The organism is Streptomyces sp. NPDC041940 (assembly GCF_055589465.1).
Genome location: NZ_JBVJBP010000001.1, coordinates 700,265 through 723,767, shown reverse-complemented (window position 1 = coordinate 723,767; position 23,503 = coordinate 700,265). Strand labels below are relative to the sequence as shown.

Sequence of the window (23,503 nt, the reverse complement as noted above, 5' to 3'; positions counted from 1 at the left end):
CTAGCGATGTGCACGACTGGCGGCGATCGCCTCGTACACCATGCCGACGAGCAGATCGTCGGCGTCCCGGCGGCCGAACTCGGCGGCACTGCGGGACATCTGGTACAGCCGGTGCGGGTCGGCGAGCACGGGCAGGACATTCTGCTGGACCCACTCGGGGGTCAGCTCCGCGTCGTCGACCAGCAGACCGCCGCCGGCCTTGACCACCGGCTGGGCGTTCAGCCGCTGTTCGCCGTTGCCGATGGGCAGCGGGACGTAGGCGGCCGGGAGCCCGACGGCGGAGAGTTCGGCGACGGTCATCGCGCCCGCGCGGCAGAGCATCATGTCCGCCGCGGCGTACGCGAGGTCCATCCGGTCCAAGTAACTTACCGGGATGTAGGGGGGCATTCCCGGCATCTGGTGGACCTGCGGCAGTTCGTTCTTCGGACCGACCGCGTGCAGGATCTGGATTCCGGCCTGCTGGAGCCAGGGCGCGACCTGCTGGACGACCTCGTTCAGCCGCCGGGCGCCCTGCGAGCCGCCGGTGACCAGCAGCGTGGGCAGGTTCGGGTCGAGACCGAAGGCGGCCCGGGCCTCGGGGCGTACGGCGGCCCGGTCCAGGGTGGCGATGGAGCGGCGCAGCGGGATGCCGATGTAACGGGAGTTACGCAGCTTGCTGTCCGGGGTGGAGACGGCGACCTGGCTGGCGTAGCGCGAGCCGATCTTGTTGGCCAGGCCCGGGCGGGCGTTGGCCTCGTGGATGACGATCGGCACACCGAGGCGCTTGGCCGCGAGGTAGCCGGGCAGGGCGACGTAGCCGCCGAAGCCGACCACGGCGTCCGCCTTGGTGCGCTCCAGGATCTGCTCGGTCGCCTTGATCGTCCCGCGCAGCCGGCCCGGGACGGTGATCAGCTCGGGGGTGGGCTTGCGCGGCAGCGGAACGGCCGGGATCAGCGCGAGTTCGTACCCACGCTCGGGTACGAGACGTGTCTCGAGGCCGCGCTCCGTTCCCAGGGCCGTGATGCCCACGCTCGGATCCTGCCTGCGCAGGGCGTCCGCGAGGGCGAGCGCGGGCTCGATGTGGCCCGCGGTTCCTCCGCCGGCGAGTACGACATGCACCGAAATTCACCGCTCTCCGGACGAGCGCGCCGCCGAGGCACGCCGTCGCATCGTGTTCCATCTCCGGGGACTCCGAATGGAACCGGTGCCCCCAGTCCCCCGCTTTCTACCAAAGCGGGGTTGCCGCATCGCAAGCGCCGCCCGCGCAGCGGGCTCGTCGCGTGCGAAGGCGATCAGCAGCCCGATGGCGAACATGGTCGGCAGCAGGGCTGATCCCCCGTAGGAGAACAGCGGGAGGGGGACACCGGCGATCGGCAGCAGACCGAGCACCGCACCGATGTTGATCACGGCCTGGGCCGTGATCCAGGTGGTCACGCCTCCCGCGGCATACCTCACGAAGGGGTCCTCCGTGCGTCCGGCCACGCGGATACCCGCATAGCCTAGAGCCGCGAAGAGGGCGAGTACCGACAGCGTCCCCGCCAGGCCCAGTTCCTCACCGGTGACGGCGAAGATGAAGTCGGTGTGGGCTTCGGGGAGTTGGCCCCATTTCTCCACACTCGCGCCCAGCCCGGAGCCGAAGATTCCGCCCGAGGCCAGGGCATAGATGCCATGGACGGCCTGCCAGCAGTCGACGGGGCCCGACTGGGGCTCGGTGGCGCCGAGGCACTGCAGCCGGGCCATGCGGTTGGCGCTGGTCTTGATGAGGATCAGGCCCAGCACGGCGGCGATCGACAGCACTCCGGCGAACAGCCGGGTGGGCGCGCCGGCCAGCCAGAGCAGGCCGAAGAGGATGGCTGTGAGAATGATCGCCGTGCCCATGTCGCCGCCGATCATGATCAGCCCGAGCAGCATGAAGGCGGCCGGCACCAGCGGGACGAGCATGTGCTTCCACTGGGTCAGCAGCTTCCTGTCCTGCTTGCGGGCGAGCAGGTCGGCGCCCCACAGCACGAGGGCGAGCTTGCCGAACTCGCTGGGCTGGATCTGGAAGGAGCCGCCGACCGCGATCCAGTTCTGGTTGCCGTTGACCGACACTCCTATCCCCGGGATCTGCACCAGGATCATCAGGAAGACGGCGCCCGCGAGGATGGGGTAGGCCAGCGCCCGGTGCAGCTTCACCGGCATCCGGGAGGCGGCGAACAGCAGCCCCGCGCCGATCACCGCCGCGAGCAACTGCTTGCGGAAGAAGTACGAGCCCGGCAGGGACATCTGGAGCGCGGTGATCTGGGAGGCCGAGTAGACCATCACCAGCCCCAGCACCGTGATCAGCAGGCTGCCGCCGAAGATCAGATAGTAGGCGGTCAGCGGCCGGTCCCAGCCCCTGCGCGCCCGCAGGTACAGGCCGAGGACGCCGCTCTCGCGCGACGCCCGGGGCGCGGCGGGCCGGCGGACGGGCCGCTGCGCGGGTGGCCCTCCGGTACGGCTACCGGGCATGGACGGCTCCCGCGGACGCGCGTGGGAGGGGTGGGGGCGTCGGCCCCCGGTCGGCGGCGGGTGTCCGCCGGTTGGTCTCGGGCCACATCCGAGTCACGCGTCCCTCCAAGGGTCCCGAAGCACCCGTCGTGGCCGAGACCGACCGTCAGGTGCCCGCGCCGAGTTCGCGAACCGCCTCCGCGAACGCGTCACCGCGCTTGTTGTAGTTGGTGAACATGTCCATCGAGGCGCAGGCCGGGGCCAGCAGCACCGTGTCGCCGGGCTGGGCGAGCCGCCGCGCCTCCTGGACGGCCTGGAGCATCGCCCCAGTGTCGGTCCGGTCGAGGTCGACGACGGGTACTTCCGGGGCGTGTCGCGCGAGGGCTTCCCGGATGAGCGCGCGGTCCGCGCCGATCAGCACGGCCCCGCGCAGCCGCGGCGCCGACTTGGCGACCAGTTCGTCGAAGGAGGCGCCCTTGGCGAGCCCGCCCGCGATCCACACGATCGGCTCGTAGGCCGCCAACGAGGCTTCCGCCGCATGCGTGTTGGTGGCCTTGGAGTCGTCGACGTACGCGACGCCGTCCACGTCGGCCACGTGCGCGATGCGGTGGGCATCCGGGGTGAAGGCCCGCAGGCCGTCCCGTACGGCCTTGGCGGGCACCCCGTAGGCCCTGGCGAGGGCGGCCGCCGCGAGGGCGTTGGCGATGTTGTGCGGGGCCGGCGGGTTCACGTCGGCGACCTCGGCGAGCTCCTGGGCGTTCTTCTGCCGGTTCTCGACGAAGGCGCGGTCGACCAGGATGCCCTCCACGACACCGAGTTGGGAGGGTGCGGGCGTGCCCAGGGTGAAGCCGACGGCCCGGCAGCCCTCCTCCACGTCGGCCTCGCGGACGAGGTCCTCCGTGGCCTTGTCGGCCACGTTGTAGACGCACGCGACCTGATTGCCCTCGTAGATACGGCCCTTGTCGGCGGCGTACGCCTCCATGGAGCCGTGCCAGTCGAGGTGGTCGGGGGCGAGGTTGAGCACGGCGGCCGAATGGGCGCGCAGCGACGGCGCCCAGTGCAGCTGGTAGCTGGACAGCTCGACGGCGAGCACGTCGTAGCGCTCCTCGCCGAGCACCGCGTCCAGGAGCGAGACGCCGATGTTGCCGACGGCGGCGGTACGCAGTCCCGCCGCCTCCAGGATCGAGGCGAGCATCTGGACGGTCGTGGTCTTGCCGTTGGTGCCCGTGACGGCGAGCCAGGGGGCGGCGTCGGGGCCGCGCAGGCGCCAGGCCAGTTCGACGTCGCCCCAGATCTCCAGGCCCGCGTCACGAGCCGCCGCGAACAGCGGCTTGTCCGGCTTCCAGCCGGGCGCGGTGACGATCAGTTCGGAGCCCTCGGGCAGCGTGTCGCCGTCGCCGAGGCGCACGGTGATGCCGAGCGCCTCCAGCTCGGCCGCCTGCGCCCGGGCGCGCTCGTCGGCGCCGTCGTTGACGACCGTGACGATCGCGCCGAGGCCGTGCAGCACCTTGGCCGCCGGGACGCCGGAGACGCCGAGCCCGGCGACGGTGATGTGCTTGCCCTGGAAGGCGAAGGGCTCCGAGGAGGTCACTTGTCCGCTGCCCACCCTGCGTAGAAGAGGCCTAGTCCGACGATCACACAAATGCCCTGAATGATCCAGAAGCGGACCACGACAAGCACTTCGGACCAGCCCTTGAGTTCGAAGTGGTGCTGGAGTGGCGCCATCCGGAAGACGCGCTTCCCGGTGAGGCGGAAGGAGCCGACCTGGATCACCACGGACATGGTGATCAGCACGAAGAGGCCGCCGAGGATGGCGATCAGCAGCTCGGTGCGGGAGCAGATCGCGAGGCCGGCGAGCACACCGCCGAGCGCCAGCGAACCGGTGTCACCCATGAAGATCTTGGCCGGCGAGGTGTTCCACCACAGGAAGCCGAGGCAGGCGCCCATCAGCGCGGAGGCGACCACCGCCAGGTCGAGCGGATCCCGTACCTCGTAGCACGCGCCCGGGTTGGTCAGCGTCTGCGCGTTGGCGCAGGACTCCTGGAACTGCCAGACGCCGATGAAGGTGTAGGCGCCGAAGACCAGCACCGAGGCGCCGGTGGCCAGACCGTCCAGACCGTCGGTCAGGTTCACGCCGTTCGACATCGCGAGAATCATGAACAGCGCCCAGACCACGAACAGCACGGGGCCGATCGTCCAGCCGAAGTCCGTGATGAAGGACAGCTTCGTGGAGGCGGGGGTGTTGCCGCGGTTGTCCGCGAACTGGAGCGACAGCACCGCGAAGGCGATGCCGACGGTCAGCTGGCCGGCCATCTTCGCCTTGGCCCGCAGACCCAGCGAACGCCGCTTGACGATCTTGATGTAGTCGTCGAGGAAGCCGACCAGGCCCATGCCGACCATCAGGCCGAGCACCAGCAGACCCGAGAAGGTCGGTGCCGCGTCGGCCTCCGGGTCCAGATAGCCCGTGATCACCTTGGCGAGGAAGTACGCGGCGACCGTCGCCAGGATGAAGGCGATACCACCCATGGTCGGCGTACCGCGCTTGGCGGCGTGCTCGCGCGGGCCGTCGTCGCGGATGTACTGGCCGTAGCCCTTGCGGGCGAGCAGCTTGATCAGCAGCGGGGTGCCGATCAGGGTCAGGAAAAGGCCAATGACTCCTGCGAACAGGATCTGCTTCATCATCGGGCGGAAACCTCACCCTCGGCACCGGACTCGACGAGCGTCTGCGCCACGCTCTCGAGGCCGACCGAACGGGACGCCTTCACGAGCACGACGTCCCCCGGGCGCAACTCGCTGCGCAACAGGTCGACCGCCGCCTGTGCGTCGGACACGTGCACCGACTCCTCACCCCACGAACCCTCGTTATATGCGCCCAGTTGCAGCCAGGCGGCTTCCCTGCCACCGACCGCGACGAGCTTGCTGACGTTGAGCCGGACGGCGAGCCGCCCGACCGCGTCGTGCTCGGCGAGAGCCTCGTCCCCGAGCTCGGCCATCTTGCCGAGCACCGCCCAGGTCCGCCGCCCCTTGCCCATCGCCGCGAGCGCGCGCAGAGCGGCTCGCATGGACTCGGGGTTCGCGTTGTAGGCGTCGTTGACGATCGTCACGCCGTCCGGGCGCTCGGTGACCTCCATCCGCCAGCGGGAGAGGGAGCCCGCCTCGGAGAGCGCCACGGCGATCTCGTCTGCGGACATGCCCAGTTCGTGGGCGACGGCGGCCGCGGCGAGCGCGTTCGACACGTGGTGCTCACCGTACAGGCGCATGGTCACGTCACTTGCACCGGAGGGTGTGTGAAGCCTGAACGAGGGCTGTCCGGTGTCCGTGAGTCGCACGTTCTCGGCCCGAACGTCCGCTTCGCCGGACTCTCCGAAAAAAATCACCTTCGCCTTCGTACGGGCGGCCATGGCCCGTACGTAGGGGTCGTCCGCGTTGAGGACGGCGGTTCCGTCCTCCGGGAGTGCCTCGACGAGTTCGCCCTTCGCCTGGGCGATCTGCTCACGGCCGCCGAACTCGCCGATGTGGGCGCTGCCGACGTTGAGGACGAGGCCGACCTTCGGGGGCGTCAGACCGGCGAGGTAGCTGATGTGCCCGATGCCCCGGGCGCCCATCTCCAGGACGAGGAACCTGGTCTCCTCGGTGGCGCTGAGCGCGGTCAGCGGCAGTCCGATCTCGTTGTTGAGGGAGCCGGGCGTGAACACCGTGGGGGCCTTGCGCTGGAGCACCTGCGCGATGAGGTCCTTGGTGCTGGTCTTGCCCGCCGAGCCGGTGAGGGCGACGAGGGTGGCACCGAGACGTCGTACGACGTGCCGCGCGAGGGCTCCGAGGGCCGTCTGGACGTCGTCCACGACGATCGCGGGCACGCCGACGGGCCGGGTGCCGAGGACGGCCACCGCTCCCGCCTCGACGACCGCCGCCGCGTAGTCGTGTCCGTCCACGCGCTCGCCGGCGAAGGCGGCGAACAGGCTGCCCGGCACCGCCTCACGGGAGTCACGGACGACCGGTCCGGTGACCTGGACGGACGGATCCGGTATGTCGTGCGTCTGCCCGCCGACGACTTCTGCGATCTCGGCGAGGGAGAGGGCGATCACAAGTTCATCCCCTGGGTCTTCTGGATTTTCATCCCTGGGTCTTCTGGACGGCTTCGCGAAGTACCTGGCGGTCGTCGAAGGGACGGACCACCCCGGCGATGTCCTGGCCCTGCTCGTGGCCCTTGCCCGCGACCAGCACGGTGTCGCCGGGCTCGGCGCGGGCGACGGCGGCGGCGATCGCGGCGGCCCGGTCCTCGAAGACCTGCACCTCGCCACGCTCGTGCGCGGGCACGGAGGCCGCGCCCTGGAGCATCGTGGCGAGGATCGCGAGGGGGTCCTCGCCGCGGGGGTTGTCGGAGGTCAGTACGGCGGTGTCGGCGAGCCGCGCCGCCGCGGCGCCCATGGGCTCGCGCTTGGTCTTGTCCCGGTCGCCACCGCAGCCGAGAACGATGTGCAGCTTGCCCTCGGTGACCTTGCGGAGCGCCTTGAGGACCGACTCGACCGCGTCCGTCTTGTGGGCGTAGTCGACGACCGCGAGGTAGGGCTGTCCGGCGTCCACGCGCTCCAGCCGGCCCGGCACGCCGGGTACGGCGGCGACACCGTCGGCGGCGGCGTGCGGGTCGAGGCCGGCGACGGCCAGGGCGACGATCGCGGCGAGGGTGTTGGCCACGTTGAAGGGGCCCGGCAGCGGCGACTTGGCGCTGATCCGCTCGCCCTTGGGGCCGATGACGGTGAACGTCGAGTCCAGCTGGCCGACCTCGACGTCCTCGGCGCGCCAGTCGGCGTCGGGGTGGCCCTCGGCCGAGTAGGTGACGACCGGGACGGTGGCCTCGTTCGCCAGCCTGCGGCCGTACTCGTCGTCGATGTTGACGACGCCGAGCTTGCCGCGTTCCGGCGTGAACAGCTGCGCCTTGGCCTGGAAGTAGTCCTCCATGCCGGAGTGGAACTCCATGTGCTCCGGGCTGAGGTTGGTGAAGACGCCGATGTCGAAGACGCAGCCGTCGACCCGGCCGAGGACCAGGGCGTGGCTGGAGACCTCCATGGCGACCGCGTCGACGCCGCGCTCGCGCATGACGGCGAACAGGGCCTGGAGGTCGGTGGCCTCGGGGGTGGTGCGCTCGGACTTGATGCGCTCGTCGCCGATGCGCATCTCGACCGTGCCGATCAGGCCGGTGGACCGGACGGTCTTCAGGCCGCCCTCGACGAGGTAGGCGGTGGTGGTCTTGCCGGAGGTACCGGTGATGCCGATCTGGAGCAGGTCCCGGCCGGGGTGGCCGTAGATCGTGGCGGCCAGCTCGCCCATCTGGGCGCGGGGGTCGTCGACGACGAGGACCGGCAGCCCGGACTCCGCGGCGCGCTCCGCGCCGGTGGGGTCGGTCAGCACGGCGGCCGCGCCGAGGCCGGCGGCCTGCGTGACGAAGTCGGCGCCGTGCAGCCGGGCGCCCGGGAGGGCGGCGTACAGGTCGCCGGGGCGTACGGCGCGGGAGTCATGGGTGATGCCCGTGACCTCGGCGGCACTCTCCGGCGTGGGAGCACCCAGCTGGTCGGAGAGTTCCGCGAGGGGTGTGGCGGAGACCTGCACCGGCCTGGGCGGCCCGGGATATGTCACGGGATGGCCCTTCTGGGTGGTTTGGGACTGATCAGCGTGTGGCACGGCGGTGAGCGTACCGGGCGTACCCGCCTCCGGGCGAAGTGAGGGGGCGCCGCTGCTCTGGTTCCCGGGGTCGGGGGTGATCGTTGTCACGGGGGCGGTCCTGGTGGCTCGGTGCTGATCAGGGGCTGGGGGTTCAGTTGAAGGAGACGGGCAGCTTCGCGGCCTTGGCTCCGGTCGGCGGGACCTGGAGGGACTTCAGTGCGAACTCCATGACCCGCTTGTAGACGGGGCCGCAGATCTGGCCGCCGAAGTAGCTGCCCTGGGTGGCGTTCTGGATGGCGCAGTAGACGGTGACGCGGGGCTTGTCGGCGGGCGCGAACCCGGCGAACGACGAGGTGTAGCCGTGGTACTTGCCGGTGGCCGGATCCACGCGGTTGGCCGTGCCCGTCTTGCCCGCGACGCGGTAGCCGGGGATGCGCGCCTTGGTGCCGGTGCCCTCCTCGTCGTCCACGACGGACTCCAGCATCTGGGCGAGGGTCTTCGCCGTCTTGGCGCTGACGACCCTGGTCTTCTCGGGCTCGGCGGCCGGGGTGAAGCGGCCTTCGGGGCCCTTGGTGCCGCGGACGAGCGTGGGGTCGACACGGACGCCGCCGTTGGCGATGGTCGAGTACACGGACGCCGCCTGCATGGCGTTGATGGAGACGCCTTGGCCGAAAGGAATCGTGTACTGCTGCGAGGTCGACCACTTGTCGGGCGGGGCGAGGATGCCCTTGGTCTCGCCGGGGAAGCCGAGGCCGGTGTAGCTGCCGAGGCCGAACTTGCGCAGGTAGTCGTAGAGGACCTTGTTGGACTGGGCCTGGGTCTTGCCGAGCTGGCCGGTGGCGAGGATGGTGCCGATGTTGCTCGACTTGGCGAGGACGCCGTTGAGCGTCAGGTACCAGGTCGGGTGGTCGATGTCGTCCTTGAAGAGCCGGTCGCCGCGGTGCAGCCGGTTGGGCACGACGACGTGGGTCATCGGGGTGGCGGTGTTCTCCTGGAGGACGGCGGCCATCGACATGACCTTGGCGGTGGAGCCGGGCTCGAAGGCGTCCTGGACGGCCGCGTTGCCGAGCGCGGCCGAGTCGGCGTCGGACAGGTCATTGGGGTCAAAGCCGGGTGAGTTGGCCATGGCCAGGATCTGGCCGGTGCGGGTGTCCTGGACGATGACGTAGCCGCGGTCGGCCGCGGACTCCTTCACCTGGTCGGTGATGGCCTTCTGGGCGGCCCACTGGATGTCGCGGTCGATGGTGAGCTCGACGTCGCTGCCGGGCACGGCGGGTGTCTCGGTGGAACCCACGGTGGGGACGAGACGGCCGCCGGACTGGGCGTAGCGGATCTTGCCGTCCTTGCCGGCCAGCTGCTTGTCCAGCTGGAGTTCGATGCCGCCGCCGGGCTTGCCCTCGCCGTTGACCCAGCCCAGTATCCCGGCGGCGAGGTCGCCGTTGGGGTACACGCGCTTGCTGGTGGCGACGGAGAAGACTCCCGCGAGAACGTTGTGCGCGGACTTGTCCGTCTCCTCCTTCTTGGCGAGCGCGGACTTCAGGTCCTTGATCTGCTTCCAGACCTGCGGGGTCTGGCGGGAGGCCAGCTTCGCGTAGCGCAGGTTCTTGTTCTTCGGCCGCAGCTTCTCGACCAGGGCGTCCTGGTCCTGGCCGAGGATCGGTGCGAGGAGCGCGGCGGCCTGCTCGGGGCCGTCACCGATCTTCAGGTGGCCCGGGGCGAACATCGTGGGGTCGGCCGTGATGTCGTAGGCGTCCTCACTGGTCGCCAGGGCGACACCGGACCGGTCGGTGATCTCGCCCCGGTCGGCTGCCAGCACCTGCCCGACATAGCGGTTCTGCTCGGCCTTGGCCGCGTACGTGCTCGCGTCGACGGCCTGCACCTGGAACAGCCGCACGACGAAGGCGATCATCACCAGCGTCAGCGCCAGCCCGACCAGCCGCAGCCGGGGCCGGGGGCTGCCCAGCCGCAACGGCCGGGGCGCCCCCGGCCGTTGCGCCGGCCGCCGGGCCGGACGGGCACCTGGCCCGGGACGCCGCCGTGCATCGGGCCGAGCGGGCCTGGCGGGGCCGGGCACGCGGCGGCGCGGGGGTTCCCTGTCGGACACTTCCGTCACCTGCCGGGGGTCGGAGCGGTCTGGGGGCGGACGGACACGGCGGCGGGCCCACGACCGGGCCGGCACCGGACCTCGGGACCGACGGCACACAGCGGCGCCCGCCGGGCGGACACCCGAGCCACCCGGCCGAAGCCCCGACCCACCACGAGCCCACGAGCGGAAACCGCACCGAGGGCCGGACGAATACCGGGATCACGGGGACAGCCGGGCCAAGCCTCGAGGCCGACGGCATGCAACGGCGACCGCCCGGCGGACACCCGAGCCGCCACGAGCCCGTGAACGGAAACCGCACCGAGGGCCGGACGAACGCCGGGATCACGGGGGCGGCCGGGGCCGGTGAGGGCCGGTAGCCGGCGGCGCGGGGGTTCCCTGAAGGACACTTCCGTCACCTGCCGGGGGTCGGGGCGGGGCCGTTGGGCATGGCCTCGGGGGCGAGGACCAGGGGGAGGTGCGCGGCGCTCTGCCAGACGCCGGGGGCGGCGCTGGGGACGCCCTTGACGGTGCCGTCGCGGTCGAGGAAGGCGGGGTCGCCGCCGGGCACCATGCCGAGCTCGCGGGCACGGCGCTGGAGGGCCTCGGGGGCGGAGTAGGCGTCGATGTCCCGCTGGAGGGCCTGTTCCTCGTCGGTGAGGCTCTTGGTCTCGCGCTGGAGGTCGTCGAGCTGGAACGCGCCTTCGCTGAGGGCCGAGTTCAGCACCAGGAGACCGATGAGGCCGCCGCCGAGGAGGAGGACCACGAGGAGCACGAACGGCATGCGGGCCGCCTGCGCGGTGCCGGCCGGGAGGAGCCGCGCGAGACGTGCCGCCCTCCCCTTCAGTTCGGGTTTGCCGCTCACGCACGCTCCCTCGGGTCCGGAACACACCGGCCGCCGCCCTGCACGTGGCTCACTCGACGTCCTCTCTGATGCGCTGCGCCCCGCGCAACCGCGCCGGTGCCGCGCGCCGGTTCTCGGCGATCTCCTCTTCCGTGGGGAGTTCGGCACCGCGCGTGAGCAGCTTGAGCCGCGGCTGGTAGCGCTCGGGCACGACGGGCAGTCCGGGCGGCGCGGTGGTGGCGGCGCCCGCCGCGAACACCTGCTTGACCAGCCGGTCCTCCAGCGAGTGGTACGACAGCACCGCGATCCGCCCGCCCACGTCGAGCGCCTTCACCGCGGCCGGGATCGCCCGCTCCAGCACGGACAGCTCGCCGTTGACCTCGATACGCAGGGCCTGGAAGGTGCGCTTGGCCGGGTTGCCGCCGGTGCGCTTGGCGGCCTGCGGCAGGGCGTCCCGGATCAGCTCGACCAGCCGCGCGCTGTTGCTGAACGGCTCCTTCTCGCGCTCGCGCACGACCGCGGACACGATCCGCTTGGCCTGCTTCTCCTCGCCGTACGACCGCAGGATGCGGACGAGTTCGCCCGGCGGGTACGTGTTGAGGACCTCGGCGGCGCTCGCGCCGGTCGTCTGGTCCATCCGCATGTCGAGCGGGGCGTCCTGGGCGTAGGCGAAGCCGCGGTCGGCCTCGTCGAGCTGCATGGAGGAGACGCCCAGGTCGAACAGGACACCCCGCACGCGCGCGATGCCGAGCTTGTCCAGCACCTCGGGCAGTTCGTCGTACACCGCGTGGACGAGGGTGGCGCGCTCCCCGTAGGGCGCGAGGCGCTCGCCGGACAGGCGCAGGGCCTCCTTGTCCCGGTCGAGGGCGACGAGCCGCGCCTCGGGGAACCGCTCGAGGAGCGCCTCGCTGTGGCCGCCGAGGCCGAGGGTGCAGTCGACGACCACCGGGTCCGGGCCCTCCAGGGCGGGTGCCAGCAGGTCCAGGCACCGCTGGAGCATCACCGGGACGTGTCGACTCTGGCTCAAGGGGGCCTCTCAGATCCGGCACGAGCCCACGCACCGCCGGGTCCCCGCCCGCTGCTGAAGGGGAGGCCTGCCGGCGCCGGAAGCGTCAGCCGACCGGGAGCGGGAGGAGGCCGAGCCGTACGTACGCGCCGCGCACGTGGGGAGATCGCCGGGCGTCGCCGGGTCTCCGGGGAAATCAGTCCAGCGGGGAGAGTCTCGCCTCCCGCTTCGCGTCACTTTAGTCCACCGTGTCTCCCGGTCAATCAACCGGCCTGCGCGTCGCGACCAGCGGGCACACCACCCTTGTGGGTTACCTCACCACAAGGCCCGATGGCGTTCTTTGTCCTCTCTCACAGCGGACCTGGAACAGCCGTGACCAGTACCGTCATGGATATGACGACTTCTGCATCATTTCCCACGGACTCGGAGAGCGCCACGGCCGCAAGCGGCACGGCCACCGACCGCATGGTCGACGCCAACACCAGCTATGCCGCCGACTTCGGCCACGCCGGGATGGCCGCCGCCCCCGCCCTGCACGTGGCCGTCGTGGCCTGCATGGACGCCCGCCTCGACCCGCTCGCCACGCTCGGCCTCGAGCTCGGCGACTGCCACACCATCCGCAACGCCGGCGGCGTCGTCACCGACGACGTGATCCGCTCCCTCACCATCAGCCAGCGCAAGCTGGGGACGCGCAGCGTCGTCCTCGTCCACCACACCGGCTGCGGCATGGAGACCCTCACCGAGGACTTCCGGGGCGAACTGGAGGCCGAGATCGGCCAGCGCCCGGCCTGGGCGGTGGAGTCCTTCCAGGACGTCGACCAGGACGTACGGCAGTCGATGCGGCGCGTGCGCACCTCGCCGTTCCTGCCGCACACCGACGACGTCCGCGGATTCGTCTACGACGTCGGGACCGGCCTGCTGCGGGAGATCGACCCCGCCTCCTGACCTGGTCACCAGCCCCGTCACCACCCCCGAGCCGGCCTGCCGCAGCTGTCGAAATCCTGTCAGTCACACGTTCGAAAGGGTCGCAAGGCCGACATATCGCGGCCAGTTATCCACAGTCGAGTGACACGAATCGGTAACGGCAGCAAGAATGCGGGAGTGACGTCACGCTGAGCGTTTCACGCGTGGTGTCCGTGATTCGGGGTGGGCCGGCGCGCGTCATGCGGCGTCGGCCCGGGAAAATGGGGTATCCCGTGCTCCCTGGGAGCACGGGAAAGGCCGAGGAGGGCCGGGTGACGACCTATGACGATCGAGCGAGCCTCACTGATCTGACCGCCGTGGTGGAGCGGGTGCGGGAGTCGGTGGAAGGCGTGATCGAGGGCAAGCCCGAGGTCGTACGGCTCTCGCTGACCGTACTGCTGGCCGAGGGACATCTGCTGATCGAGGACGTCCCGGGGGTCGGCAAGACGATGCTGGCCAAGGCACTGGCGCGGTCCATCGACTGCTCGGTGCGGCGCATCCAGTTCACGCCCGACCTGCTGCCGTCGGACATCACCGGTGTGTCCATCTGGGACCAGCAGCGCCGTGACTTCGAGTTCAAGCCGGGCGCGATCTTCGCGCAGGTCGTGATCGGCGACGAGATCAACCGCGCCTCGCCCAAGACACAGTCCGCGCTCCTGGAGTCGATGGAGGAGCGCCAGGTCACCATCGACGGCAGCAGCTACGAGCTGCCCAGCCCCTTCATGGTGGTGGCGACGCAGAACCCGGTCGAGATGGAGGGCACCTACCCGCTGCCGGAGGCCCAGCGAGACCGTTTCATGGCCCGGGTCTCGGTCGGCTACCCCAGCGCGGAGGCCGAGTTGCAGATGCTGGACGTGCACGGCGGCGCCTCGCCGCTGGAGGACCTCCAGCCCGTGGCCCACGCGCACGAGATCCTCAAGCTGGTCGAGGCGGTGCGCGGCGTGCACGTCGCCGACCCGGTCCGGCGCTACGTGGTGGACCTGGTCGGCGCCACGCGCACGCACCCTGACCTCAGACTGGGCGCCTCCCCGCGCGCGACGCTGCACCTGCTGCGCGCGGCGAAGGCGTCCGCGGCCCTCAGCGGCCGGGAGTACGCGCTGCCGGACGACGTGCAGGCGCTGGCCGTCGCCGTCCTGGCCCACCGCCTGCTGCCGACCGCCCAGGCCCAGCTCAACCGCCGCACCTCCGAGCAGGTCGTCGAGGAGATCCTGCAGCGCACGCCGGTGCCGGCGGCGCCGCAGCAGACCGGCCTCGGCGGCCTGGGCCGCGGTGTGCCGGCGTATCCCCAGCAGCCGCCGCGGAGGATGTGATGACCACCGCGGGGACGGGGCACGCGGAGGCCGACCGGGACGAGAAAGGCGGCATCCGCACCGCCCTGGCCGGTCTGACCACCCGCGGACGCTCCTTCCTGGCCGCCGGCGTCGCGGCCGCCGTCTGCAGCTATGTGCTCGGGCAGAGCGACCTGCTGCGGGTGGGTCTGCTGCTGGCGGTGCTGCCGCTGGTGTGCGCGACGGTCCTGTACCGCACGCGCTACCGGGTCGCGGGCAGCCGCCGGCTCTCCCCCGCGCGCGTGCCCGCCGGCAGCGAGGCCCGGGTCCACCTGCGGATGGACAACGTCTCGCGGCTGCCCACGGGCCTGCTGATGCTCCAGGACCGGGTGCCGTACGTGCTCGGCCCCCGGCCGCGCTTCGTGCTGGACCGGGTGGAGGCGGGCGGCCGGCGCGAGGTGTCCTACCGGGTGCGCTCCGACCTGCGCGGCCGCTACCCGCTGGGCCCGCTCCAGCTGCGCCTGACCGACCCGTTCGGCATGTGCGAACTGACCCGGTCCTTCTCGACGTACGACAACCTGACGGTGATCCCGCGCGTGGAGCCGCTGGCGCCGGTGCGCCTCAGCGGTGAGGCGAAGGGGTACGGCGACGGGCGGCAGCGTTCGCTCGCGCTGGCCGGCGAGGACGACGTGATCCCGCGCGGATACCGCTACGGCGACGATCTGCGCCGTGTGCACTGGCGCTCCACGGCCCGCTACGGCGAGTTGATGGTGCGCCGCGAGGAGCAGCCGCAGCGCGCCCGCTGCACGGTGCTGCTCGACACCCGGGGCATCGCCTTCCAGGGCGCGGGCCCGGACGCGGCCTTCGAGTGGGCCGTGGCGGGCGCCGCGTCCGTGCTGGTGCACATGCTCGAACGCGGCTTCTCGGTGAGGCTGTTGACCGACACCGGCAGCGCGGTGCCCGGCGAGGGCGGCGACGGCTTCGCGGGCGCGAGCCAGGGGTCGGCGGACGCGGCCGGGCTGATGATGGACACCCTCGCGGTGATCGACCACTCCGACGGCGAGGGCCTGTCCCGGGCCTACGACGTGCTGCGCGGCGGGAACGAGGGGCTGCTGGTGGCCTTCCTCGGCGATCTGGACGAGGAACAGGCGGCCGTGGTGGCCAGGATGCGGCAACGCGGCGGAGGCGCGGTCGCCTTCGTACTGGACAGCGAGACCTGGGTGCGGGAACCGAGTGATGTGCCCGGTCCGTCGGACGGGAGCGAGGAGCGGCTGCGCATGCTGCGCGAGGCGGGCTGGACGACTGTGGGCGTGCCGCGGGGGGCCTCCCTGGACGACCTGTGGCGACATGCGGACCGGGAGCGCAGGGGCGTGGCCGCGGCCGGCGGCGGGGAGGGACCGGGATGAGCGGGCGGATACGACTGACGCTGGGCGCGTGGGCGGCCACGCTGATGGCCGCGTGCGCCCTGCTGCCCCTCGTCCGACCGGCCACGTGGATCGTGCAGGCGGCCTTCCTGCTGGGCGTGCAGGCGGGCGTGGGTGCCGCGGCCCGCAGGGTGCCGCTGGCCCGGCCGCTGACGGTCGCGGCGCAGGCCCTGGTCACGGTGTTCCTGCTGACGTTCGTGTTCGCCCGTGGACAGGCCCTCGCCGGTCTGGTCCCGGGGCCGGAAGCCCTCGACCGCTTCGCGGTCCTGCTCCGGCAGGGCGGGGACGACATCGCACGGTACGCGATCCCGGCCCCGCTGGAGTCCGACGGCATACGGCTGATGCTCATCGGCGGGGTCCTGGTCATCGGGCTGCTGGTGGACACCCTCGCGGTGACCTTCCGCAGCGCCGCCCCGGCCGGGCTGCCCCTGCTCGCGCTGTACTCGGTGGCCGCGGGACTCTCCGACGGGGGCACGGACTGGCTGTGGTTCCTGGTCGCGGCCACCGGCTATCTGATGCTGCTCCTGGCCGAGGGACGGGACCGCCTCTCCCAGTGGGGCCGGGTCTTCGGCGGGGCCTCGCGCACGGCCGGAGGGGAGCAGAGCGGCGCGGTCGCCCCGGTCCGCACCGGCCGGCGCATCGGCGTGGTCGCGCTGGGCATCGCCCTGGTGGTTCCGCTCGGTCTGCCCGCGATGAACGGCGGCCTGCTGGACTCGGTGGGGGCCGGCGCGGGCGGCGGCGCGGGCGGCGGAGGCACGATCTCCGCGGTGAACCCGCTGGTGTCGCTGCGCGACAGCCTGAACGCGGACGAGGACCAGCAGGTCCTGTCCGTGAAGACCAAGATGCCGGACGTCTCGGACCTGTATCTGCGGATCGTGTCCCTGGACGACTTCGACGGCACCACCTGGAAGCCGTCCCGGCGGTCCATCACCGCCCTCCCCGACGGCACGTTCCCGACCCCGGTCGGCCTCGGCCCGGACGTGAAGCGCACGGAGGTCGACACCACGATCACCGCGGCCGACTGGTACGCCCAGGACTGGCTACCGATGCCGTATCCGCCGAGCGGGGTGAACATCCGGGGCAACTGGCGCTACGAACCCCTGGGCATGACGCTGGTCGGCGACCACGGCCAGAACACCCGGGGCCTGACGTACCAGGTCAAGAGCCTGGACGTGGAGCCGACGGCGGAGCAGCTGGCCTCGGCGCCGGAGCCGCCGGCGTCCATCAAGCGTGATTTCACCAAGCTGCCCGACTCGCTGCCGTCGGTGGTGGCGAACACGGCCCGCAAGGTCACCGAGGGCGCGGCCGACCCGTACGACCAGGCGGTCAAGCTCCAGGACTGGTTCGCCGTGACCGGCGGCTTCGAGTACGACACCCAGGTGCAGGTCGGCAGCGGCTCGCAGGCGATCGCCCGCTTCCTGAAGGACAAGCAGGGCTTCTGCGTGCACTTCTCCTTCGCGATGGCGGCGATGGCCCGCTCCCTGGGCATACCGGCCCGGGTCGCGGTGGGCTTCGCACCCGGTTCCCCGCAGGCGGACGGCTCGGTGTCGGTGGGGCTTCGGGACGCGCACGCCTGGCCCGAGCTGTACTTCGAGGGCGTCGGCTGGACCCGCTTCGAGCCGACTCCGAACCGCGGCTCGATGCCGTCGTACACGCTGCCGGACGACACGGGCAGCTCGGTTCCGGACGTGGCGCGTCCGTCCGAGACGTCGTCCGCCGCGCCTTCCGCGAGGCCCTCGGCGAGCGAGAGCTGCACGCCGGAGCAGAAGAAGCTGGACGGCGGGTGCGCGAGCGAGTCCCCGCAGGCGGCCCTGGCCACGGACGACGAAGGCCCGAAGTGGTACGCGCTCCTGGCCTGGGCCCTGGCGGGCCTCGCCGCCCTGGCCCTCCCCCTGGCCCCGATGTTGTGGCGCCTGCGGACCCGCACGGTCCGGCTCGGGGCACATGGCCGGGGCGATGCCGACGCGGCGCCGTACACGCTGGCCGTCTGGCAGGAGCTGACCGACACCGCGTGGGACTTCGGCATCACGCCGGACGAGTCACAGACCCCGCGCAAGGCGGCCGCCCGCATCGTGGGACTGGGCGGGCTCGACGCGACGGCCGCGGCCTCTGTGCACCGGGTGGCGAACGCGGTGGAGCAGGTCCTGTACGCGCCCCGGCCCCGCCCGACGGCGGGCATCGCGGACGACGTCCGTAGTGCGACAGCTGGTCTGAGTGCCGCGGTCGGCAGGGGCGCCAGGCTCCGCGCGGTCCTCGCCCCACGCTCCACCGCGCGTGTGGTGTGGACGGCGTCGGCCTGGTGGTCGGGGGTGCGGGAACGCGTCCTGGCCATGCGGCCGACGTGGCGGAAGGCCTCGGGGCAGCAGGGCTGAACCCGCTGAGCCCACGGCAAGTCGTCGACGGCATGCGTCAGGGGGTGACCACCCGGTCGGTGGTCACCCCCTGATTCACGTCTTCGCGTGGTCCCGGAGAACTCGGCTCCGGGACCGGTGGGGACTAGTGGCCGCCCTGTTCGTCGCGGCGCTTCTGCCAGCGCTGCTCGATGCGGTCCATCATGGAGCGGCGCTGCCGGCCGCCCTGGCGGCGGGCTTGCTGTCCGGCGGCGCCTGCCGCCTGCTCGCCCGGCTTGGGGGCCTTGCGCCAGCCGGTCACGGCGAGCACCGCACAGCCCAGCATGACGAGGAAGCCCACGACGCTGAGCCAGACCTGCTTGGCGACCATACCGGCCATGAGGAGCGCAATACCTACGAGGAAGCCCGCGACCGCCTGGTAGACCCGTCGCCGGGTGTACGTACGCAGCCCGCTTCCCTCGAGCGCCGTCGCGAACTTGGGATCTTCGGCGTACAGCGCTCGCTCCATCTGCTCGAGCATGCGCTGCTCGTGCTCCGAGAGCGGCACGGAGTCCTCCTCATCGTGCAGTCGCCGGGGCGACCCGGGGGGTCTCTTCAGGATAGGCAGGGAATCGCCCCCGTGAAACCCGCCCCTCTGCGCCAACTGACCAACCGGAACCCGCCATGGACGTCCCGGCTCGCTGAGGCTTCCATTCCCCGGCGGCCGACCCGTCATGCCGGAACGGTCTCCCTCGATCATACGGCGCCAAGCCCCCATTCGGGGGGCCTGTGGCGTACTCCATGCACAGTCAAGGCGCTGATCAGGGGTGGTACCTCACGAAGCGGCTCAGGCCTCGACCGCCCCACCGGTCTCACCCAGCACATGCAGCTGCGTGGCCACCGCGTGGAAGGCCGACAGTTCGGCCGCGGCCTCCTCCAGCTTCAGCAGCGCTTCCAGGGCGCCGGGCTCGGTGTCCACGAGCACGCCGGGCACGAGGTCGGCGAAGACCCGCACGCCGTGCACGGCACCGACCCGCAGGCCCGCGCCCTCGACGAGTCCCGTGAGCTGCTCGGCGGTGAAGCGGCGCGGCACGGGGTCACCCGTGCCCCATCGGCCGTTCGGGTCGTCGAGCGCCTGCTTGGCCTCCTTGAAGTGACCGGCGAGGGCGCGGGCGAGCACGGCACCCCCCAGACCGGCGGCGAGCAGGCTCAGGACGCCCTCCGGGCGCAGGGCGGCCACCGCGTTGCGGACGCCCTCGGCGGGGTCGTCCACGTACTCCAGGACGCCATGGCACAGCACCACGTCGTAGCCGCCGCGCTCGGCCACGTCGAAGAGGCCGTGGACGTCGCCCTGCACGCCCTTCACCCGGTCGGCGACGCCGGCCTCGGCGGCGCGGCGCTCCAGGGCGAACAGCGCGTTGGGGCTGGGGTCGACGACGGTGACCCGGTGTCCGAGGCGGGCGGCGGGCACCGCGAAGTTGCCGCTGCCGCCTCCGGTGTCGAGGACGTCCAGCTGCTCCCGGCCCGTGGCCTTGACCCGGCGTTCCAAGGCGTCCTGGAGGATCTCCCAGACCACGGCGGTACGGAGTGAGGCGCGAGAGCGGGAAGGGCCGGAGCGCAACGACGTCGGTTCAGGCTGGTGGGGGGAGACGGGTGGGCGCATCGGGTCCGACACGGCAGTTGACTCCTCGGCGCGGCACCGCCTCTTGCGCGGCGGAGCGAACGGGGTGCCTCCCCCGGCCCCGGCTGCGGGGAGGGAAGACTTCAGGCGTCTCCCACCCTATTGCCTCGGACGCGGCGGCCCGCAGGAGCGGTCCCGGCACGGACACGAGCCGGTGCCGGCCGGGCGGATCCGGAGCGCCCCTACCCGGTCAGCCGGCGTCCGGCATGTCCCTCCCCGCGCCGGGATCCTCCGGCCGGTCCTGGTCCGGGCGCGGCTGCGGGAGGACCGGCTGGAGGACCAGCATGCGCTCGACGAGGCGGAGGAACATCGCCACGTCCCGTATCAGGTCGTCGGCGTCACGGCCGCTCGCCGCGCCCCGGATGCCCGCCTCGGCGCGGGCCCGGCGCCGGGCGCCGGCGGCGAACAGCGCGCTCCACTCGGTCAGTTCGGGTGCTATCTCGGGGAGCACTTCCCAGGCGCTCCGGATCTTGGTCCGGGCCCGGTCGAGGTCTCGGGCCTCCCCCGGGCGGCGAGGACGGCGGCGGCGGTGCGGAGGGCGGCGAGGTGGGCCGTCGCGTAGCGCTCGTTCGGGGTGTCCAGGGCGGTGGCCTCCTCGAGGCCGGAGCGGGCCTGGGCGAGCAGGTCGAGGGCGGCGGGCGGGGCCGTGGCCCGGCGCAGCACGGGGTGTACGTCGCTCGCCGGGCCGGTCAGTGAGGGGGCAGGGCCGGTGGCGCGGCGCCGGCGGGCGGCTGCTGCGTGGTTGCTGGCCATGACGAACCTCCTGTCGTCGTGTGACGGCGGCTCCTCCCACGGAGTGCCGTATGTGACCCATCGTGAGGTATGGCACTGACAATCCGTTCTGACCTGCGGTTTTGCTTCGATCGTGGGTTCGGAGTAGTTTTTGCACTGACCAGTCAGTTCAAATTCATGCTCACATTCAGGGGAGCCCCGTGGGGGAACAAACGGGAGGGGTGCGGGTCGCCGCCGAAGGCCTTGGGATCAAGGGGCCGCGCGGGTGGGCGTTCCGCGGGATGTCCGTCGACGCCGAGCCGGGATCGCTCATCGCGGTCGAGGGCCCGTCCGGGTCCGGCCGTACGTGCCTGCTGCTCGGGCTGACGGGACGGATGAAGATCACGGAGGGCACCGCGGCGGTCGGCGACGCCGGACTCCCGAAACAGATGGCGGCGGTGCGCCACGTCAGTGCCCTGGCCCACGTGCCCGGGGTCACCGACCTCGAACCGGCGCTCACCGTCGGCGAGCACCTGCGCGAACGGGCCCTGCTCCACAGGCGGTTCGGCGACTCCCTGCGCGGGCTGCTGCGGCCCCGCGGCGAGCGGGCGGCCGAGGCCGGACTGCGGGTCGACACCGCACTGGCCGCGGCGGGACTCGACCTGGCGGCGCTGCCCAAGGGCCCTCGTACCGCCGTACGCGATCTGGAACGCCTGGAGGCGCTGCGGCTGTCGGTCGCTCTCGCCCTGGTCGCCCGGCCGCGGCTGCTCGGGGTCGACGACACCGACCTCAAGCTCTCGGACGGCGAGCGGGACGAGGTCTGGGCCCTGCTCAGGTCCCTCGCCGACGCCGGGACGACGGTCGTGGCGGTGTGCAGCGAGGCCCCCGAGGGCGCCGTCAAGGTGTCCACCCGGCAGAGCCCCCGTCAGGAAACCCCGCAGGGCACCCATCAGAGCGAGGACAAGGAGAAGGCCGATGCGCTCGCCGAGACTGGCCGCGCTTGAGCTCCGCCGCTTCGGCCGGGGGAAGCTGCCGCGCGCCGCACTGGTCGCGCTGCTCGTGCTGCCGTTGCTGTACGGCGCGCTGTACCTGTGGTCGTTCTGGGACCCGTACGGCCGGCTGGACCGTATCCCCGTGGCGCTCGTGAACGACGACAAGGGGGCGACCGCCGACGGGAAGAAGGTCACGGCGGGCGACGACATCACGGAGAAGCTGCGCGACAGCAAGACCTTCGACTGGCGCGAGGTGAGCGCCGCCGAGGCCCGCGAGGGCGTCGAGGACGGCACCTACTACCTCTCGCTCACCATGCCCGGCGACTTCAGCGAGCGGATCGCCTCCAGCTCCGGGAAGTCCCCGGAGACCGGCGCCCTCCAGGTGCGCACCAACGACGCGAACAACTACATCGTCGGACAGATCTCCCGGACGGTGTTCAGCGAGGTGCGCCAGGCCGCGTCCACGAAGACGTCGCGATCCTTCCTGGACAAGATCTTCGTGTCGTTCTCCGACATCCACGGCGAGACCGTGAAGGCCGCGAAGGGCGCCGACAAGCTCAAGGGCGGCATCGGGAAGGCCGAGAAGGGCTCCAAGGATCTCGCCGACGGCCTGAAGGACGCCAAGGACGGCAGCGGGAAGCTGTCCACGGGCCTGAGGAAGCTCCACACGGGCGCGGGCGATCTGGAGGACGGCTCGAAGCAGGTCGCGGAAGGCACGCGGAGGCTCGCCGACAAGGTCAACACGAACGCCGGCAAGGTGGGCCCCTTCCTGAAGGGCAACGAGAAGACCATCGGCGACACGGCCCAGTTCGTGGCCGACACCTCCGGCGCGGTCCGCAAGCACCTGGACACCCTGGCGGAGCGGGCCCCGGCCGCCGCCAAGGACGCCCGTACGGCGTCGGACACGCTGAACGGCGCCTATGCCAGGCGCTGTGACGACCCCGTACTGCCCGACGCCGCCTGCGCCGACCTGAAGAAGGCCAAGGACGCCGCCGCCGACGTGGCCGGTATCGCCGACGACCTCGACACGCTGATCGCGGACCAGAACGGCGACCTGACCCAGCTCGACAAGCACCTCGCCACCCTCCAGAAGCAGTCCCAGGCCCTCGCCGACCGCGCGCCGCACCTCTCCGAGGACCTCGACGACGCCGTCAAGAAGATCAACAAGCTGAACGACGGGGCGGCCAAGGTCGCCGCGGGCGCGAAGAAGCTGCACAAGGGGCTCGGCACGGCCAGGACCGGTGCCACCGACCTGGACAAGGGCGTCGGCGATCTGAAGACCGGCGCGGACGACCTCAACGGCGGCATGTACAAGCTCGTCGGCGGCTCCGGGAAGCTCGCCGGCGGACTGCACGACGGAGCCGAGCAGATCCCCGACTACGGCAAGCAGGACCGCGACCAGCGCACCGAGGTCATGGCCGACCCCGTGCGGCTCGCCTCCCAGGACCTGCACAAGGCGCCCAACTACGGCACCGGCTTCGCCCCGTACTTCATCCCGCTGTCGCTGTGGGTGGGCGCGATGGTGGCGTACATGCTGATCACGCCGATGAACCGGCGCGCGCTCGCCGCGGGCGCCACGGCGTGGCGGATCGCGCTGGCCGGCTGGCTGCCGGTGGTGGCGATCGGGGTGCTCCAGACGGTGGCCCTGATGTCGGTGCTGCACTGGGCGGTCGGCCTGGAGATGGCGCGGGCGGCCGGGACGGTGGGCTTCCTCTTCCTGGTGACGGCGTGCTTCGCGGCGATCGTGCAGTGGCTGAACGCGCGCTTCGGGGCGGCGGGCCGGATCCTCGTCCTCGCCCTGCTGATGCTCCAGCTGACGTCGGCGGGCGGCACGTACCCCGTACAGACCAGCCCCGGCTTCTTCAACGCGCTCCACCCCTTCCTTCCGATGAGCTACGTCGTGGAGGCCCTCAGGAGGCTCATCACGGGCGGCGGCCTGGAACCGGTGTGGCACGCGTGCGTGGTGCTGACGGCGTTCACCGCGGGCGCCCTCGCGCTGACCGCCGTGGCGGCCCGGCGCCGCCAGGTGTGGACGCTGGACCGGCTGCACCCGGAGCTGAGCCTGTGAGCCCCACCGGCACATCTCCCGGAA

The 23,503-nt window shown here is 71.9% G+C and carries 17 protein-coding genes and 1 pseudogene; 6 read left to right on the top strand and 12 right to left on the bottom strand.

Translation table 11 applies throughout. The annotated features are described in order from the left end of the window. The 9 genes from murG to rsmH form a co-directional block, all read right to left on the bottom strand. The gene (gene murG, locus ACZ6I3_RS03115; protein ID WP_189729075.1) at positions 1-1,098 is read right to left on the bottom strand and encodes an undecaprenyldiphospho-muramoylpentapeptide beta-N-acetylglucosaminyltransferase; all 1,098 of its coding nucleotides are present in this window, start codon (positions 1,096-1,098) and stop codon (positions 1-3) included. A gap of 6 nt (positions 1,099-1,104) precedes the next feature. Beyond that, entirely contained in the window at positions 1,105-2,469 is a 1,365-nt protein-coding gene (ftsW, locus tag ACZ6I3_RS03110) for a putative lipid II flippase FtsW (RefSeq protein WP_469411145.1), read from the bottom strand. A gap of 145 nt (positions 2,470-2,614) precedes the next feature. Next, positions 2,615-4,039 (bottom strand): UDP-N-acetylmuramoyl-L-alanine--D-glutamate ligase, encoded by a 1,425-nt coding sequence (murD, locus tag ACZ6I3_RS03105; RefSeq protein ID WP_469411143.1) that lies wholly within the window; start codon positions 4,037-4,039, stop codon positions 2,615-2,617. Beyond that, positions 4,036-5,127, bottom strand: coding sequence for a phospho-N-acetylmuramoyl-pentapeptide-transferase (mraY, locus tag ACZ6I3_RS03100; protein WP_469411680.1), 1,092 nt, complete (start codon positions 5,125-5,127; stop codon positions 4,036-4,038). Before mraY ends, murD begins: the two co-directional genes overlap by 4 nt. After that, complete coding sequence (locus ACZ6I3_RS03095; RefSeq protein WP_469411141.1) at positions 5,127-6,533, bottom strand: UDP-N-acetylmuramoyl-tripeptide--D-alanyl-D-alanine ligase; 1,407 nt, start codon at positions 6,531-6,533, stop codon at positions 5,127-5,129. The genes mraY and ACZ6I3_RS03095 overlap by 1 nt, the downstream gene beginning before the upstream one ends. Before the next feature lie 28 nt (positions 6,534-6,561). After that, positions 6,562-8,082, bottom strand: coding sequence for a UDP-N-acetylmuramoyl-L-alanyl-D-glutamate--2,6-diaminopimelate ligase (locus ACZ6I3_RS03090; protein WP_469411139.1), 1,521 nt, complete (start codon positions 8,080-8,082; stop codon positions 6,562-6,564). Positions 8,083-8,260: 178 nt separating this feature from the next. Further along, positions 8,261-10,213 carry a peptidoglycan D,D-transpeptidase FtsI family protein gene (locus tag ACZ6I3_RS03085; protein WP_469411137.1) on the bottom strand — a complete coding sequence of 651 codons (1,953 nt, stop codon included), beginning with the start codon at positions 10,211-10,213 and terminating at the stop codon, positions 8,261-8,263. A 394-nt stretch (positions 10,214-10,607) separates the two neighbouring features. Continuing rightward, the gene (gene ftsL / locus ACZ6I3_RS03080; protein ID WP_469411135.1) at positions 10,608-11,057 is read right to left on the bottom strand and encodes a cell division protein FtsL; all 450 of its coding nucleotides are present in this window, start codon (positions 11,055-11,057) and stop codon (positions 10,608-10,610) included. A 49-nt stretch (positions 11,058-11,106) separates the two neighbouring features. After that, entirely contained in the window at positions 11,107-12,063 is a 957-nt protein-coding gene (gene rsmH, locus ACZ6I3_RS03075) for a 16S rRNA (cytosine(1402)-N(4))-methyltransferase RsmH (protein ID WP_469411133.1), read from the bottom strand. A gap of 309 nt (positions 12,064-12,372) precedes the next feature. Between rsmH and ACZ6I3_RS03070 the strand changes: the two genes are divergently transcribed. From ACZ6I3_RS03070 to ACZ6I3_RS03055, 4 genes are all read left to right on the top strand, one after another. Next, the gene (locus ACZ6I3_RS03070; protein WP_469411131.1) at positions 12,373-12,987 is read left to right on the top strand and encodes a beta-class carbonic anhydrase; all 615 of its coding nucleotides are present in this window, start codon (positions 12,373-12,375) and stop codon (positions 12,985-12,987) included. A 290-nt stretch (positions 12,988-13,277) separates the two neighbouring features. Beyond that, entirely contained in the window at positions 13,278-14,315 is a 1,038-nt protein-coding gene (locus tag ACZ6I3_RS03065) for an AAA family ATPase (protein ID WP_469411130.1), read from the top strand. After that, positions 14,315-15,679, top strand: a complete 1,365-nt coding sequence (locus ACZ6I3_RS03060; RefSeq protein WP_469411127.1) for a DUF58 domain-containing protein — start codon at positions 14,315-14,317, stop codon at positions 15,677-15,679. Before ACZ6I3_RS03065 ends, ACZ6I3_RS03060 begins: the two co-directional genes overlap by 1 nt. Continuing rightward, complete coding sequence (locus tag ACZ6I3_RS03055) at positions 15,676-18,069, top strand: transglutaminase TgpA family protein (protein WP_469411125.1); 2,394 nt, start codon at positions 15,676-15,678, stop codon at positions 18,067-18,069. The genes ACZ6I3_RS03060 and ACZ6I3_RS03055 overlap by 4 nt, the downstream gene beginning before the upstream one ends. A 124-nt stretch (positions 18,070-18,193) precedes the next feature. Here the strand turns inward: ACZ6I3_RS03055 and ACZ6I3_RS03050 are convergent, their stop codons facing one another. From ACZ6I3_RS03050 to ACZ6I3_RS03040, 3 genes and pseudogenes are all read right to left on the bottom strand, one after another. Next, positions 18,194-18,595, bottom strand: a complete 402-nt coding sequence (locus ACZ6I3_RS03050; RefSeq protein ID WP_469411123.1) for a DUF3040 domain-containing protein — start codon at positions 18,593-18,595, stop codon at positions 18,194-18,196. Between the two features lie 279 nt (positions 18,596-18,874). Beyond that, positions 18,875-19,702, bottom strand: coding sequence for a methyltransferase (locus ACZ6I3_RS03045; protein WP_469411121.1), 828 nt, complete (start codon positions 19,700-19,702; stop codon positions 18,875-18,877). Positions 19,703-19,898: 196 nt separating this feature from the next. After that, positions 19,899-20,461, bottom strand: a pseudogene (locus ACZ6I3_RS03040) (SAV_6107 family HEPN domain-containing protein). A 179-nt stretch (positions 20,462-20,640) separates the two neighbouring features. On the opposite strand from ACZ6I3_RS03040, the gene ACZ6I3_RS03035 reads away from it, so the two are divergent. Both ACZ6I3_RS03035 and ACZ6I3_RS03030 read left to right on the top strand, forming a co-directional pair. Beyond that, positions 20,641-21,423, top strand: coding sequence for an ATP-binding cassette domain-containing protein (locus tag ACZ6I3_RS03035; RefSeq protein WP_469411119.1), 783 nt, complete (start codon positions 20,641-20,643; stop codon positions 21,421-21,423). Continuing rightward, the gene (locus ACZ6I3_RS03030) at positions 21,395-23,479 is read left to right on the top strand and encodes a YhgE/Pip family protein (RefSeq protein ID WP_469411117.1); all 2,085 of its coding nucleotides are present in this window, start codon (positions 21,395-21,397) and stop codon (positions 23,477-23,479) included. Before ACZ6I3_RS03035 ends, ACZ6I3_RS03030 begins: the two co-directional genes overlap by 29 nt. Positions 23,480-23,503 lie beyond the last annotated feature (24 nt).